Source organism: Acinetobacter sp. AM (genome assembly GCF_003105055.1).
GTDB lineage: Bacteria > Pseudomonadota > Gammaproteobacteria > Pseudomonadales > Moraxellaceae > Acinetobacter > Acinetobacter tibetensis.
The window spans coordinates 14728-30842 of sequence record NZ_QETG01000022.1 but is presented as its reverse complement, the minus strand read 5'-3'; the positions used below and the strand labels follow the sequence as shown (position 1 = coordinate 30842).

At 42.1% G+C, this 16115-nt stretch carries 10 protein-coding genes and 4 tRNA genes; 8 read left to right on the top strand and 6 right to left on the bottom strand.

The window, feature by feature from the left end:
• Positions 1-14 precede the first annotated feature (14 nt).
• The 7 genes from DCO44_RS12275 to DCO44_RS12245 all read left to right on the top strand — a co-directional run bounded on the left by DCO44_RS12275 (position 15) and on the right by DCO44_RS12245 (position 4349).
• Positions 15-90: transfer RNA gene (locus tag DCO44_RS12275), tRNA-Glu, on the top strand.
• A gap of 96 nt (positions 91-186) precedes the next feature.
• Entirely contained in the window at positions 187-339 is a 153-nt protein-coding gene (locus DCO44_RS16645) for a hypothetical protein (protein WP_165815715.1), read from the top strand.
• A gap of 299 nt (positions 340-638) precedes the next feature.
• Positions 639-714 (top strand) — tRNA-Glu (locus DCO44_RS12270).
• A 108-nt stretch (positions 715-822) separates the two neighbouring features.
• A complete protein-coding gene (locus DCO44_RS12265) occupies positions 823-2241 on the top strand; it encodes an amino acid permease (RefSeq protein WP_116762301.1) in 1419 nt (472 codons plus the stop codon).
• A gap of 1083 nt (positions 2242-3324) precedes the next feature.
• Positions 3325-3400 (top strand) — tRNA-Glu (locus DCO44_RS12255).
• Positions 3401-3442: 42 nt separating this feature from the next.
• Positions 3443-3518 (top strand) — tRNA-Glu (locus DCO44_RS12250).
• Between the two features lie 132 nt (positions 3519-3650).
• Complete coding sequence (locus DCO44_RS12245) at positions 3651-4349, top strand: glutathione S-transferase family protein (protein WP_116762286.1); 699 nt, start codon at positions 3651-3653, stop codon at positions 4347-4349.
• Between the two features lie 2 nt (positions 4350-4351).
• On the opposite strand, the gene DCO44_RS12240 is transcribed toward DCO44_RS12245, so the two are convergent.
• The 6 genes from DCO44_RS12240 to DCO44_RS12215 all read right to left on the bottom strand — a co-directional run bounded on the left by DCO44_RS12240 (position 4352) and on the right by DCO44_RS12215 (position 14480).
• Positions 4352-5596 carry an NADH:flavin oxidoreductase/NADH oxidase family protein gene (locus DCO44_RS12240; RefSeq protein ID WP_116762283.1) on the bottom strand — a complete coding sequence of 415 codons (1245 nt, stop codon included), beginning with the start codon at positions 5594-5596 and terminating at the stop codon, positions 4352-4354.
• 62 nt (positions 5597-5658) lie between these two features.
• Entirely contained in the window at positions 5659-7278 is a 1620-nt protein-coding gene (locus tag DCO44_RS12235) for a dipeptide ABC transporter ATP-binding protein (protein WP_116762281.1), read from the bottom strand.
• The gene (locus DCO44_RS12230; protein ID WP_116762279.1) at positions 7256-8266 is read right to left on the bottom strand and encodes an ABC transporter permease; all 1011 of its coding nucleotides are present in this window, start codon (positions 8264-8266) and stop codon (positions 7256-7258) included. The genes DCO44_RS12235 and DCO44_RS12230 overlap by 23 nt, the downstream gene beginning before the upstream one ends.
• Complete coding sequence (locus tag DCO44_RS12225; protein WP_116762277.1) at positions 8266-9330, bottom strand: microcin C ABC transporter permease YejB; 1065 nt, start codon at positions 9328-9330, stop codon at positions 8266-8268. Before DCO44_RS12225 ends, DCO44_RS12230 begins: the two co-directional genes overlap by 1 nt.
• Before the next feature lie 75 nt (positions 9331-9405).
• On the bottom strand, positions 9406-11220 hold the full coding sequence (locus DCO44_RS12220; RefSeq protein WP_116762354.1) for an extracellular solute-binding protein: 1815 nt from the start codon (positions 11218-11220) through the stop codon (positions 9406-9408).
• 50 nt (positions 11221-11270) lie between these two features.
• Positions 11271-14480: a LysM peptidoglycan-binding domain-containing protein gene (locus DCO44_RS12215; protein ID WP_116762275.1), complete on the bottom strand. Its 3210-nt coding sequence runs from the start codon at positions 14478-14480 to the stop codon at positions 11271-11273.
• A 218-nt stretch (positions 14481-14698) separates the two neighbouring features.
• Between DCO44_RS12215 and dnaQ the strand changes: the two genes are divergently transcribed.
• The gene (gene dnaQ, locus DCO44_RS12210) at positions 14699-16069 is read left to right on the top strand and encodes a DNA polymerase III subunit epsilon (protein WP_116762273.1); all 1371 of its coding nucleotides are present in this window, start codon (positions 14699-14701) and stop codon (positions 16067-16069) included.
• Positions 16070-16115: the final 46 nt, after the last annotated feature.

Genomic DNA, 16115 nt, shown 5'->3' with positions numbered 1-16115 from the left:
GCCATCTTCTAAACGTCCCTATCGTCTAGAGGCCTAGGACATCGCCCTTTCACGGCGGTAACCGGGGTTCGAATCCCCGTAGGGACGCCATCTATTTGCACTCGCAAAACTTTTATTTAAAATTTCCATCTCATTCTATTCTTAAGAATTGTTTATACTGTTGTCTTTATTTTTCCCGATTGACCTATGTTAAAGAAAATATTACTGGTTTTACTCATTCTTTCTCCTTCTGCTGTTTATCTCTATATTGCCAATCAACAGCAAAAACCTACACTACCCACATCTAATGCGGTAAAGTCAGATAAAGCTCACACCTCATACCCAACGCCTGAACATTAAATTTGCTTGGTGCTTTTGTTTTTCTATGAATCCATCCTATTGAAATTTCGGTTTTCTCCATATCAAATACATGCAATCTAATTAAACCGACTCTCAGAGTCACATCAAAACCTTCATGCTTAATTGACTCCCCTTACCAATAAAAAAAATAGATCTAGCACGTCGAAAAACGTAAAAAATTGCGTTATATCCTGCAAGTAAGACATTTTTTACACAAACAAACCCATTTTTTAGAAATATTGTAATAACATATTTGACAGTAAAGAAAAAAATACATAATATACGCATCACCTCGCAACGTCCCTATCGTCTAGAGGCCTAGGACATCGCCCTTTCACGGCGGTAACCGGGGTTCGAATCCCCGTAGGGACGCCATCTATCGTTTATACGATCATTCAAAACGCATAATTCATTATTATTCGATTGCAGATTTGTAGTTTTGCACTACAATAGCGCGCTTCATTATTCTATTTTCTCTCTCTTATGCAGTCATCTCAATCTCCGAATGATGCTATGCATCAGGGCAATTCTGCGCCTTTAAAACGCGCTATGAGTACTCGACATCTGGTCATGATTTCACTTGGTGGTGCAATCGGTACTGGTCTGTTTTTAGGGTCGGGTGAAGTCATTGCACAAACGGGGCCTGTAGGTGCCATCATCGCTTATATTTTAGGTGGAATTATTGCTTATATGGTGATGCTATGTCTGGGAGAACTTGCGGTACATATGCCTGTATCGGGTTCTTTCGGCGCTTATGCACAAAAGTATATTGGTCCAGGGACAGGCTACACAATTACATGGTTATATTGGCTGACTTGGACGGCAACGCTCGGTACTGAATTCACTGCTGCTGCTTTGCTGATGCAAGAATGGTTTCCCCATATATCAGTCTGGATTTGGACGCTCATATTTGCTGCCATTATTTTTAGCTTAAACATGAGTTCAACCCGACTGTTTGCTGAATCAGAGTTCTGGTTGTCTCTGGTCAAAGTCATCACTGTCATCAGTTTCATTATTTTGGGTTTATTGGCCATTTTTGGTGTGCTGTCTTTCCAAGGTTATAGCTCTGCACCTCTGTTTAGTAATTTGACCGCAGAAGGATGGTTTCCACAAGGCTTCTTCCCTATTTTTGCGACCATGCTGATTGTGAACTTTGCCTTTTCAGGCACAGAGTTAATTGGTGTTGCGGCAGGTGAAACTCAAGACCCAGCGAAAAATGTGCCTAAAGCGATTAATGCAGCCATTTGGCGCTTATTAATCTTCTTTGTTGGTACGATTGTAGTCATTAGCGCACTGCTTCCACATCAAATGGCGGGCTTAGGCGGTAATGGCGTGAGCAGCAGTCCCTTTGTAACGGTGTTTAACTATATTGGCATTCCACATGCAGAAGACATCATCCGCTTTGTGATTATTACCGCGCTTCTTTCAGCGGCAAATTCAGGCTTATATGCTGCTTCACGTATGATGTGGTCTTTATCTTACAAAAAGCAACTGCCTGAAGTGTTCTCTAAGTTAAATCATAAAGGCATTCCTTTTGTTGCCATTATTGTCACCATGTTTGGTGCAATTCCAGGATTGCTGTCTGAACAATTTGCGCCTGAAACCATTTTCAAAAACCTACTGGGTGTCGCTGCATTTACGATGGTCGTGGTGTGGATGAGCATCTGCTTAAGCCAGTTCAATTTCCGTCGCCAATGGTATAAGCAGGGTCGTACTGCGAAAGAATTAGGCTTTGCAGCACCACTATTTCCAATTGTGCCAATTTTAGGTTTTACATTCTGTTTTATTACTGGCATCAGTATGGCAGCAGACCCTGAAATGATTGCAGGCTTTATTGGCTGTTTAATCTTTATTGCTTTGTGCTATCTCAGCTATTACGTGTTTTATCGAAAGCAAAACTAACACATAAAAAGAGTGGTCAAGTACCACTCTTTTTTTAAGCAAAATACAGATAATATCCTCTGTAAAAAGCCAAACCCTGTATGAAAATCATTTTTATTCACGGTATAAATCAACAAAATCATGATGAAAAACTTTAAAACAATACTGGTTAAATCTATTTAAAACGGGTTTGAGTCATGCAGAGCAAAATATCGAACCTGTATCACTAGACACCAAACTCCTGTTTTATGGTGATTTACTCACCAAACACCAGCTAAACACACTGTTCCCTAAATCACTGTTGTATTTACATCTTCCGTTGCACCTCTGGCATAACACATCAATTGTTCAAGAAGAGCATAGTCCATGTGCCACCCCTCACCCAGCTTCAAGCCAGAGCAATCTGAGTCACTTACTCAACGGTTATCTGTCATTACAGCACTCAGCAAAGATCATGCATTTAAAGAATTGATCATGTTCCTCAATCACTACCCTAAACTCCATGAAACACTCATTCATAAATTTCTCATTGAGACCTACTTATACTTATCCAATTCTGATTTTATGCATGAAGTTCACCACAGAATTATGTCGCATCTTCATCCAAGCAAAGATCACATTATTGTCGCTCATTGATTAGGTACCGTCATTGCCTATCACTTATTGCATCAATTTACCCATTTTAGAGCACATCGTTTTATTACACAGGGTTCCCCGCTTGCCTTTAAAGTGATTCAAGAGAAACTGACTTTACCGATTTCTCGACCACATCAACTATATAGCGATTGGTTTAATTTTTATTACCCCGATGATTTTCTAACGGCATCCCCCTAATCTGAATCACCTTTCAATTTTGAATCACCGATCATTAATCAAGCAATCACTACACTTGTGAACAGACCCTATCAAATTACCGGTTATTTAGAACACTCAACTATTATCCAAAGTATTTTGGATGTCCTAAAGCCTAAAAAACAACCACTTTAAAGTATATTGCACAAATTTGTATTCTTTTTATTCACTCAATTCTTTTTTAATGATTATGCTCAAGAAAACGTTTGACACTCTCCTATATTCACCCTAATATACGCCCACCTCTGAAACGTCCCTATCGTCTAGAGGCCTAGGACATCGCCCTTTCACGGCGGTAACCGGGGTTCGAATCCCCGTAGGGACGCCATTTAATTTATGGTTTAGTTTTCAGAAGTACCTGCCTCATTAAGTCCCTATCGTCTAGAGGCCTAGGACATCGCCCTTTCACGGCGGTAACCGGGGTTCGAATCCCCGTAGGGACGCCATATTCAGAGATGTTTATCTCTTAAAAAAACCTGAGCAAAATGACTCAGGTTTTTTTATGCCTATATTTTGAGTTATGCTCTCTTTGAGCAAAATAAAAAACATATTTAATAAAAGGCAATTGAAACAACAAAATGCAGATTCAACTTTACCATAAACCTAATTCACGTTCGCAACGTATTGTCTGGCTTTTCGAAGAACTCGGTCTCGAGTATGACATTTTGGTTTGCGACACACTAGACGATGCCAATACGCATCAATTACAACAAGTACATCCTTTGGCAAAATTTCCAACAGTCAAAATAACAGAGCTTGAGCACACTTTTTTCTTATCTGAAACCAGTGCTATTGCTGAATGGTTCAGTACTCGCCAGCAAAGTTTAGGTGCAATGGATTTAGACGGTTCTGCCTTAGTGGATTACTACTATTGGAAAAACTTCGCTGAAGCCACATTTATGCCAAATTTGGCGTTAAAACAGATCTTTTCCCAATTGGCGATCAGAACACCTTGGCCTATACGTTTTATTCCACGAGCCATTCAATATGGATTTAACCGAGGCTATTTAAATCCCCTACTGCAACAACAAATGCAAATGATCAATCAGCATCTCACCACACAACCGTGGGTGGCAGGCTCTCAATTGACTATTGCAGATATCTTGCTCTGGTTTCCATTACATGCCTGCACCCATCTAAATGACCGTTATATGCACTACCCTGCGATCAACACCTATTTACAACAGATTGAAGACAGACCCGCCTTTCAACGCGCTTTGTCAAAAGGTCAATGGTCTGCCTCAATCTTCAAACAGTATTGGGCCGAAGCCAACTAGTATTATGCGCTTTTACGCGAGTTGATTTGCCCTTGAATCACGGCTTTTAAATTCCCCTTCACATAATGGAAGAACACTTTAAGCGGAGAAAGTTTCGGATTTGGCTGTTTACCCTGTGCAATGGTCTTAAATTGAGCGGCATACCAAATAATTTCCATAATGGCCATTTTATCCACCATTGGAATACCCGTTTTAATCTTATCCACCGCATAACGGACATCTTGCCCAACCAATAAACGTTCGGTCAAATCAGTTTCTACAGCAAATGGACGTGCAATCCCGATAAAATCACAGGCTCCACTGTCAAGTGCAGCATTCATGCCTTGCGCTGTACGGAAGCCACCTGTCACCATCAAGTGACAACTGACCTGCTGACGAATTTTTTCAGCAAAGTCGAGAAAATAGGCTTCGCGAGCGATGGTGCTGGCTTTTCGTTTATCTTCTTTTGCACCTGCCATGGCAGGAGCTTCATAAGTACCACCCGAAATTTCAATCAAGTCAATACCTGCTGCGTCAATCGCTTTAAACACAGCAATCACATCTTCTTCAGTGATGCCGCCACGTTGGAAATCCGCAGAATTTAGCTTAACTGAAATGATAAAGTTATCTGATGTCGCTGCCCGAACGGCTTGGTAAATTTCTAGCAAAAAGCGCATACGATTTTCAATGCTACCGCCCCATTGATCTTGACGTTTATTGGTCAATGGTGAGAGAAACTGACTAATTAGATAACCATGCGCACCATGCAGTTGCACGCCTTCAAATCCCGCTTTTTCACAAATCTGCGCTGCACGGGCAAAGCGTTGAATAATGTCTAAAATTTCATCTTCACGAAGTTCACGTGGTGTACCAAAAGTGGTGGCAAGCATTGGACTAAACGGCACTGCCGAAGGGGCTACGGTTTCTTTATTTAGACCTTTCGGGCATTGTCGTCCAGGATGGGATAGCTGAACCAACTGCACCATCCCATATTGCTTACCCAAAGCTGCCCATTGACTCAGCTCAGCCATGTCACGTTCAGATTCTACGACCACGACCCCAGGCTCATTCTTGGCGCGAAAATCCACCATCACATTACCCGTAATGGCACAGCCCAAGCCCCCTTTTGCCCAAGCTTCGTATAAACCTAAATGTAATCGATTCGGTTGTCCCGCATGGTTGGCTAAAGCCTCACTCATTGCGCCTTTAATAATACGGTTTTTAAAAGTGGTATTTCGGATTTGCAAAGGTGCTGCAATGTGACTCATGTGAACTTCCTCATTCTTTTATTTAGATGTTTTACTCTAATCAGTTTGCCAATGAGGTCAAGTCATTTCTGACAATTTATTTTGTCAATTGAATGATATTGACTGGCCTGAATCAGTTGCTGGGTATATAGGTGTAAGGGATGAGCAAACAGTGCTTCCGTGGTCTGCATTTCAATCACTTGCGACGCGCGTAGTACCAAAACTTTTTGACTAATCGCACGTACCACATGTAGATCATGGCTAATCAATAAATAACTCAGTTGATACTGCTGCTGTAAACGGCGCAATAGCTGCACAATTGCTCGTTGTGTCGTACGGTCTAAAGAAGATGTTGGTTCATCCAAGATCATCAACTGTGGCTGTAGCACCAATGCTCGTGCCAAAGCAATCCGCTGACGCTGACCACCTGATAATTCATGAGGATAACGATGCTTGAAGCTATCATCCAACTCAACATCCAATAAAGCCCGACTCACTTTCGCTTCAATATGATTTTCATGTTGATGACCGAGCGTCAATCCTTCAGCAATAATCTGTTGTACGGTTAAACGTGGGTTGAGGCTGCTAAAAGGATCTTGAAAAACAATCTGAAAATTGGCGCGTAGCGGACGTAATTGTTTCTGATTCAAAGTATTTAAATTCTGCTGCTGAAACAGGATCTGTCCTTGACTCTGAACCAAACGCACAATAGCTAAGGCCAGAGAACTTTTACCCGATCCACTTTCTCCCACAATCCCTAAACATTCACCCTGCATTAACGTTAGATGAGGAATCTCAACTGCAATCTGCTGACCCGTCACACGATTCAGCCAACCTTGTTTAATTGGATACTGCACCAATAACTGTTCTAGTTGCAGGACTGTTGGAGTCACAGAGGGTACAAGTGCTTCCCCAAAATCATGGTTCATCAATTCATGGGTATAGTCCGTTGTAGGATGTTGAAATACCTGCTCGGTAGCCCCCTGTTGCTCAACACACCCTTGATTCATCACAATCACATCATCTGCATATTGACGGACCAAATTCAAATCATGGCTAATCAAAATCAGGGACATCTGGCGCTGTTGTTGCAGCGTCTTGATCAAATCTAGAATCTGTACTTGCAGGGTCACATCCAAAGCAGTTGTAGGTTCATCCGCAATTAAAATTTCAGGGTCTAACGCTAAAGCAGCAGCAATCATCACACGCTGTCGCTGACCGCCCGAAAGCTGATGCGGATAACGCTTTAGAAGGGCTTCTGTTTGAGTTAATCCAACATCATTTAATAACTGTATCACCTGCTGACGGACAAATTGCTTAGACAAGCCTTGTAAAATTAAGACCTCCCCAACAATTTTTTCAACCTGATGTAATGGATTCAATGCTGCCATTGGGTCTTGGAAAATCAAAGCAATTTTATGACCACGAATAGATTGTAACTGCTGGGTAGAAAGTTTGAGTAAATCAATATCAGCATAATTTACCCTGCCGGATCTGAGCAAACTTGGGGGCAATAAACCTAACAGTGCTAAACAACTGATCGTTTTACCTGAACCACTCTCACCCACCAGAGCCAATGTTTTACCCCGATGCAGTTGAAAGGATAAATTGTCCAGTAATGTCGTTTGTTCATGTTGAATATGCAATTTCTGGACATCTAAAATCACGCCTGCTGCATGGTTATTGTCGTGGATCGAATGCATCTCGTGCAGCCTCCCCAATATAAATCAAAAGTGACAAGACAATTGCCAGCGTGAAGAAACCAGATAAAGCCAACCACGGCGCATTTAAATTATTTTTACCTTGCAACAAGAGTTCCCCCAAGGAAGCCGTATCAGCAGGTAATCCAAGCCCCAAAAAGTCCAAAGCAGCTAAAGCAGTAATATTGGCAGTTAACATAAAAGGGAGCTGTGACAAACTGGAACTGATGACATTCGGTAAAATATGCCGAACTATAATACGTGTATCAGCAACCCCTAGCGCACGGGCAGCTCGAACATAATCGAAATTTCGTGCACGTAAAAACTCCGTCCGAACTAAATTCACCAACGTGGTCCAACCAAAGAACAACATGATCAAAAATAACCAATACACACTCGGAGTGAAGATACTGACTAAAATCATCACCATAAACAGCATGGGCAAACCGCCCCAGACTTCTAATATCCTTTGACCAATTAAATCGACCCAACCGCCATAATAGCCTTGTACTGCTCCAATAAAGATACCTATTACTGCTGAAAATAGGGTTACAGCAAAACCAAACAATAGTGAAACGCGTAAGGCATATAAAATTCTGGCGAGCACATCTCGGCCTTGATCATCCGTCCCTAACCAATTTTGCGCTGTTGGTTCAGACGGAACAGGTACCGCCAAATCTAAATTTGGCGTTTGTGCCGCGTACCGAATCACGGGCCACACGACCCAGCCCTGATCAGCAATCAATTGTTGTACCACAGGATCTTTATAATCGGCTTCTGTTTCAAATACCCCGCCAAAAGTGGTTTCGGGATAGCTCTTAAATACAGGAAAATAAAAAGACTGCTGATATTTGACCAATAAGGGTTTTTCATTGGCAATTAAATTTGCAGCTAAGGACACCGCAAAAATTAGACTAAATAAAATAAAGCAAAGAAACCCCAAACGGTTTTGTCGAAAACGCTGAAGACGTGTTTGAATCATGGGAGACATTAGTATTTCCCTCGTAATTCAAAATCAATTCGTGGGTCAATCCATTGATAGAGCACATCGCAAATTAAACGCAGAATTAAGCCCAATAAGGTAAAAATAAATAACGTCCCGAAGATGACAGGATAATCGCGCTGAATAATGGCCTCGAATCCCAACAAACCCAAGCCGTCAAGGTTAAATACAATCTCGATAAATAAATTGCCAACAAAGAAAATACTGACCAATGCTTCGGGCAAACCCGCCATAATCACCAATACAGCATTTCGAAATATATGCCCATACTGAACACGAGATTCACTCAGTCCTTTGGCACGAGCTGCCCAAACATAAGGTTTATTCAATTCTTCCAAAAAAGAATATTTGGTCAAATAGCTTAAACTGGCAAAACCGCCCAAAACCATCGCCAATAATGGCAAGCTTAAGTGCCAGAAATAGTCTTGAATTTTGCCCAGCAAACTCAATTGTTGAAAATTATCCGAGACCAAGCCTTGCAACGGGAACCATTGAAAATAGCTGCCACCTGCAAAAAAAACAATTAACAAAATAGCAAAAACAAAAGCTGGAACTGCATAGCCAATGGCTAAAATAAGCGAGGTGGTTTTATCAAACCATAAACCATGCTGTTTGGCTTTTTTAATCCCCAAGGGAATCGCAATTAAATAAATCAGCAAACTGCTCCACAGCCCGAGTGAAACAGAGACCGGCATTTTTTCCCAAATTAATTGCGTCACTGGTTTATCTTTAAAAAAACTGACACCAAAATCAAAGCTCAAGTAGTTTTTAAGCATCACGCCAAAACGTATATACGCAGGCTGATCAAAACCATACTGGGCTTCAATCTGATGAATCATCTCTTCACTGAGTCCCTTCGCTCCTTGATAATTACTGTTTTCAGCAGAGACACCCACTTTCGCCGCTTGTAAGCGCTGAAAAGACTCTGCTTGTTCAATGGCACGCTCTACAGGTCCACCTGGGGCAATCTGAATCACGGCAAAATTAATGCACAGAATAAAAAATAAGGTCGGAATAATCAGGAATAACCTTTTTAGAATATACGTACCCAATTGCTTATCCTTATCTTCTGTATAATTTGCCTTCCCGATCTGGTTATCTCTGTCAAAACGGGCATATTTCTCGTCTTACTTACCGAGAAATTGACTGACTTTTTGGGCTTGAGTGGGGTCACTCCACCAATAATCTAAACCCAAAGATAGTTTTGGTTTGACTTTAGGTTGTTGATACATATTCCAATACGCATACCAATTGTCATTTTTACCATAGGTCAAGATTTGATAATAACCTGCCCGCAACAAGCGATCCAACACTCGAGTGCGCAGAATTAATTGTTGCCGATTCGGTGCTTGAATGACCTGTTGCACCGCAGCATCGATGGCAGCATTTTGAATGCCTGCATAATTATAGTTGCCAAACTCGCGCGCTGCACTGCTACTCCACATTTGTGCTTGCTCACTACCAGGTGAAAGCGATTGTGGCATTTCCAAAGTGGTTACATCAAATTCGTAACGACGCATCCGTTCCATATATTGCGATACATCAACCTGACGCAGCTTCACATTGATACCTAATTTTTTTAGGTTTCGAATCCACGGCATAATCGTACGCTGTGCGCCTTCTTGATAGAGTAAAACTTCAAACTGGATCGCCCGTCCATTTTTACCATACAACTGCCCTTGTCGATATTGATAACCCGCCTTCAGCAAAATAGTACGTGCTTGGAGTAAATTCGGGCGATTGAATCCACCCGCATCCGATTTAGGATACTGCCAATTGGACAGTACACCTTGTTGTTGCACAGGATGTAACTTGGGTAAATAAGGTTGTAATAATTTTAATTCAGCAGCACTCGGTTGTCCCGTTGCTGCCAACTCGCTGTTCTGAAAATGACTTTGCAAACGCTGATACTGTCCATAGAACAACGCTTTATTCAGCCATTCAAAATCGTAGGCATAACTCAGCGCCTGACGAAAATAAATATCATTAAAAAGATCTTTCCGCGTATTCAAGACCAGACTCTGATTGACCACAGGTCGCGCTAAACGATGACTATATCGCTTGACCCATCCTGCTTTTACAGCAGGAAATTGATAGCCCGTGACCCATGTCTTGGTCTTCTTTTCTTCGTGTAAGGTGTACTGCCCCGACTTAAAACCTTCAAAGGCAATATCATTATTACGGTAATAGACATATTTCAACCGATCAAAATTATAACGCCCCCGATTGACCATTAAATCTTTTGCCCAATAATTCGGATTGCGCTTATAGGTAATACTGCGCCCTGCATCTATACGCTCAATTAAATAAGGACCCGAGCCTAAAATGGGTTGCAAGGTAATTCGAGTAAAATCCTTATTTTTCCAATCTAATTTAGAATAAATGGGTAAACTCGCCACAATCAGTGGCATTTCCTTGTTTTTACTCGACTTAAAAATAAATTTAACTTGTGATTTGGACAGGACTTCTGTTTTCGCCAAATTCGACAAATACATTTGCAAGCCTAAATTGGCTTTGGTTTGATACGCATCAAAACTGAATTTAACATCTTCTGCCGTCACAGGCGTTCCATTGCTAAAACGCGCCCGAGGATTCAAATGAAAAATCATAAATTGCGGATTTACGGGGTCAAACGTGACTTGATCTGCCAATAACGGATACATCACCCCAGATTCATCTAAGGAATTATCCATCAACGTATCGAATAAATAATTGACACCTTCTGTTGCACTACCTTTGCCATTCATACTGTTGAGATTATCAAAAGTACCCGTTGCTGCAGTGCTGATATATCCGCCTTTTGGGGCCTGAGGGTTAGCATAAGGCATTGCCTTGAGCTTGGTATATTGGGGCTGACCATGTACAGCAATATACGGCGTAGTCTGCAAAGCCGACCACACCTGCTGCGTCACCATACCACTGCTTAAACATAGCAATAGCATGGCAACTTTTTGGCTCGTTAAACGAACTATCAACATCTTAGATTGACGAATTAAAGATTCGGAACTTTAATCACATCACCAATTTTTAACTGTGCAGATGGTTTCAAATCATTCATTTCAGCCAAAGCACTCGCCTCAACGCCATAACGTGTAGCCAAGCGAATCAGATTATCACCTGATTTCACCTTATATTCTTTCACCGTTTTCGGAATCAGAATGGTTTGACCAACCTGTAAGCCAGTACGCGAACTCATGTCATTTAAACTTGCCAATTCGGAAACTGAAATACCCGTACGATTCGCAATTGCATTCAATGACTCGCCCGATCTTACCGTATATTTCTCAGTATCTTTATTACTCATACTGCTTTTTTTCACGGCTGTATCAACTTTAGCTGTCGTCTTGCTTGGTAAATCACCTTCAACTTTTAAACGCTGCCCAATACGAACCGAAGCATTGGTTGACAAGTCATTTAGCGCTGCCAAATAACTTAACTGCAAGTGATATTTCTTGGCAATACTGCTTAAGGTCTCACCCGATTTCACCACATGCAGGTCTTTTGTAGTGACCGCACTCTCCGTTGGCTGTTCAATCTCAGGAAGTTCACCTGTGAGTTTTAATCGCTGCCCAACACGAACATTGGCATTACGACTCATGCCATTTAAGGTCGCTAAATTGGCTTGGTTTAAATTGTATTTACTGGCAATAGCGGACAAACTATCGCCAGATTGCACCACATAACTTTCTGGCACAGTAGAACCTGCTGGTACTTTAATGGTTTGTCCAACGTAAACACCACTGTTGGTTGAAATCTTATTCAGTTCAGCCAAATCACTGAGCGAGATTTTCGACTGTGACGCAATACTATATAGGGTATCGCCACGCTGAACTTTATAAGTTTCAGTCTTAATGTTGGTCTCAACTTTTGGACTGTCTACTTTTACCGTGATATTTTTTTCCGACGTCGATGCATCCTGATTTACGGTATTGACTGGAACATTAATTTTTTGTCCAACCATTAAATCACTACCCGCATGTAAGCCAGATGTTAATTCCGCCAACTCTTGGTTAGATAAAGCATAACGGTCAGCAATCAGTTTTAAATACTCACCCCGTTTCACCACATATGATTTGGTTTTAATATTGCTGCTCTTTGCCGCGGCTTTTTCAGTCGACTTCTTCGCTGTGGTTAAACCACTGTCTTTTAAAGACAATTTCTGACCCACAAATAAACCGCTGGTCACGGTCAAATCATTATAGTCCGCCAACTGTTTCACCGATAAACCAAACTGGCTTGCAACACTGGTCAAATTGTCATTGGCTTGCACCACATAACTGTCTGGTTTGCTATTGGTATTATTGGAAGAACGATCTTGCGCAACAGGTTTAGCATCGTATAAATAAATACTGGTGCCCACAAATAACATTGCATTCGGATCAATCTGATTCCATTTGGCAACGTCACGCCAGTTCACACCGTTTTTCAATGCGATCGTTGCTAAGGTATCACCAGGCAGAACTGTATAAGTGGTCCGCTTCCCTTTAGGCGGTACCACAACCACTTCAGATGCCGTTTTCACATAGTTCTTGTCTTTATTCAGTTGGGCTTCTTCTGAGTCTAGCTTGGTATTGTCTGTTACCGATTTTGGATAAGAAAAACCTTTGGTTAACTCTTTACCCTGTTGCTCTGCTACAGATTGGCTGGTCTGAATTGCGGTCAGTTTAATCTTGCCATCATAAGGATCAACAATTTCTGTGCCCTGCGGTGCAATCTGTTTGATCTCTGCAACCACTTGTTCTTGTTCAGCCTTAGTTGCCACAGGTTGTAAAACCTGATCCACTGTTTTGGTTGCATCTTCCGCTTGAACCGCTGCCATAATCTGCTCACGTTCCACCGCAGAAATTGGTGGTTCTACACTCACTGGCTTCACATCTTTGGCAGGTGTGACTGCAACAGGAATACGTGGCGCGCTCGGAACAACTGTATTCGAAGCAAAAGCCGCTAAAGCATCCGCACCGCGTGGTGTAGTGGATAAAGGACGGCCCGTATTCGTCGTCACTGTAGTGGTCGTTTTCGAACCTGTTGTTTTCGTGGTGTTGCTGGCAACCAAAGTCGGCGGTGTGGCTTTACTTGGCGTAATGACTGTCGCAGTCGAACTATTATTCGTAATAGGTGTAGCACTTGCCCATAAACCGCCTGAGTTCGATTGTAATTTAGATAATTTTGCATCAATCGATGGACTAATATCCGCAGGAATCAAAATACGCATTGGGCTGCTACTATCAATCTGATCACCACGATGACCTGGATTGAGCGCATACAATTCTGCGCGGCTTAAACCTGTAATCGCAGCAACATCATTTAAGTTTGCCGGCCCTACACTAATTTCTCTAAAGTGCGGTCGGTTGGCAATCGGAGGTAATGTCACACCATAAGCATTCGGATTCTTAATAATCTGCGCCACTGCCAAGAAACGTGGCACATAGTTCATGGTTTCTTGTGGTAAACGTAAGGACCAATAATCGGTTGGCAATCCAGCCTCACGGTTACGGTTAATCGCCTGTTGAATTCGACCTGGACCTGCGTTATACGCTGCCAAAGCCAACTCCCAAGAACCAAACTGGTTATACAGACTACCTAAGAATTCATAAGCTGCACGGGTAGATTCGACCACATCACGACGGCCATCATACATGCCAGACTGTTTTAACCCATAAATACGACCAGTACTTGGAATAAACTGCCAAAGTCCCGCCGCCGCCGCACTACTGGTTGCAGCAGGGTCATAAGAACTTTCAATAATCGGCAATAGTGCGAGTTCAGTCGGCAAACCACGACGCTCGGCTTCTTTTACTGTGTGATAAAGATAACGTGATGCACGCGCACTTAAACGCTCAATATAGGGTTGTCGAGAGACAAACCAACTGCGCTGTGCTTCAATACGCGAATCCCAGTGATTGAGATCCATTTTAAAACCGACCGTCATGCGCTTCCACACATCACCATGTTTTAAAATAAGCAGACGATCCCCTTCTACGGCACGCATATCGGTGGCAGATAAAAGATCTTCCAAAGAATCTAAACTATTTGCATCTAAATAATTCGAGCCAACCTGTTTTGATGCAGCAGCCTTAGTTGCACTCTGGCTCGATGCACAACCTGTGGTTAATCCTAATGCAGCAAGTGCTGAACCCAATACAGTAATCTTAAATAATGTCGGAACCGAGGGCTGCCACAAGAACGTGGTTGGTTTATACATAAAAAAATCCAAACAACTCGTATAAAATTTATTTTTAGCACTGCCATTGTAGTGAAGCACGGCAGAGACTCAAGGCAATAATTTAGCGCGATTCCATGATAAATGTTACAAGAAATTAAAATTTAACCATGTAATCCACTTCCAAAGCACAAATGCGTTATACAATACGAAATTAGATTCGCTTCTGTTAACTTTCTTTGCTGGCTGGATGACCCTTTATGTCTGAAACAATTACGCTCTATGTCGATGGCGCTTGTCGCGGAAATGGTAAAGATAGTGCACTCGGAGGTTGGGGAGCTTATATTGTTACAGCGACCGAAGAACGTAAAATCTTTGGCGGCGAAACTCAAACCACCAATAACCGCATGGAGTTAACCGCAGCAATTGAAGGCGTACTCGCTTGTCCTAAATCTGCCAAGTTAATTATCTGGACAGACTCCAACTATGTCAAACAAGGCATTACCGAATGGATTCATGGTTGGAAAAAGAAAAATTGGAAAGATGTTAAGAATCCCGATTTATGGCAAAAGTTGGATAGCGTCTGCCAAGGTCGAGAAATTGAATGGAACTGGATCAAAGGTCATTCAGGTCACCCGGGCAATGAAATGGCAGACCAATTAGCGAATTTAGGCGCTGACCAAACCGCAAAAAATTTAACAGCAGTACTAGAAAACAACACGGATGATAAAAAAAAAGCCGAATCTGACTGGCTTTTTGACGACCCTTTCGGACTAGATTTTGCCGGAGAAGAAGCTGAGCCTGTGGAACCTGAATATATTGAAGATGAAGTCTCTGAATCTAGCTTTCCTGTAGAAACGCTTCAAGATTCACAAAAACAAACGACTACGATGCATCCGCATATTGTGATTACGCCTGCAACCGTTGAAGCCATTGGTCCTCGTCAGTTAATTCTGGATACCGAAACCACAGGTTTCTATTTTCAGGACAGCGATCGCATTATTGAAGTCGGTGCGATTGAAATGATCAATCGCAAACTCACAGGCAGCTCCATCCATATTTATATCAATCCTGAAAAGGAAGTCGGTGACTCGGTCAATGTCCACGGCATTACCGATGAGTTTTTAACAGACAAACCCAAATATGCAGAAATTGCAGACGTCTTGTTTGACTACTTAAAAGGCGCAGAGATTATTGCGCATAACGCGACCTTCGATATGAACTTCTTAAATATGGAGTTTAAGCGTACAGGTCATGGTGCACTCTCTGAAGTCTGCGAAGTCACTGATACTTTAGCGATGGCAAAAAGCAAACATCCTGGACAAAAGAACTCCTTGGATGCCTTGGTACGACGCTACGAAATCGCACAACGTGACCGTACTTTCCATGGTGCATTGCTCGATGCTGAAATTTTAGCCGACGTCTATTTGGCAATGACGGGCGGACAAGTGTCATTTGATATCGATGCGCTATCGCAAAGTGAACAACAACAAGGCACAAGTGGACGACGCCAAGTTGATGAAACGGGCTTAGCCGTCATCTTACCTTCCGAAGAAGAATTGGCCGCACATGAGACTTGGGTCAAACAAATTGAGGAAAAACAGGGCAAATCTTGCTTTTTTTCAAAATAATTTCTACAGATTCTGTTATTTTTTGTATTTAAACTTTGGGGACATC

What these genes read in the sequence shown, in the direction of transcription:
- DCO44_RS16645 (WP_165815715.1), top strand. Translation starts at nt 187, where the DNA reads ATGTTAAAGAAAATATTACTGGTTTTACTCATTCTTTCTCCTTCTGCT.
- DCO44_RS12265 (WP_116762301.1), top strand. Translation starts at nt 823, where the DNA reads ATGCAGTCATCTCAATCTCCGAATGATGCTATGCATCAGGGCAATTCT.
- DCO44_RS12245 (WP_116762286.1), top strand. Translation starts at nt 3,651, where the DNA reads ATGCAGATTCAACTTTACCATAAACCTAATTCACGTTCGCAACGTATT.
- DCO44_RS12240 (WP_116762283.1), bottom strand. Translation starts at nt 5,596, where the DNA reads ATGAGTCACATTGCAGCACCTTTGCAAATCCGAAATACCACTTTTAAA.
- DCO44_RS12235 (WP_116762281.1), bottom strand. Translation starts at nt 7,278, where the DNA reads ATGCATTCGATCCACGACAATAACCATGCAGCAGGCGTGATTTTAGAT.
- DCO44_RS12230 (WP_116762279.1), bottom strand. Translation starts at nt 8,266, where the DNA reads ATGTCTCCCATGATTCAAACACGTCTTCAGCGTTTTCGACAAAACCGT.
- DCO44_RS12220 (WP_116762354.1), bottom strand. Translation starts at nt 11,220, where the DNA reads ATGCTATTGCTATGTTTAAGCAGTGGTATGGTGACGCAGCAGGTGTGG.
- DCO44_RS12215 (WP_116762275.1), bottom strand. Translation starts at nt 14,480, where the DNA reads ATGTATAAACCAACCACGTTCTTGTGGCAGCCCTCGGTTCCGACATTA.
- dnaQ (WP_116762273.1), top strand. Translation starts at nt 14,699, where the DNA reads ATGTCTGAAACAATTACGCTCTATGTCGATGGCGCTTGTCGCGGAAAT.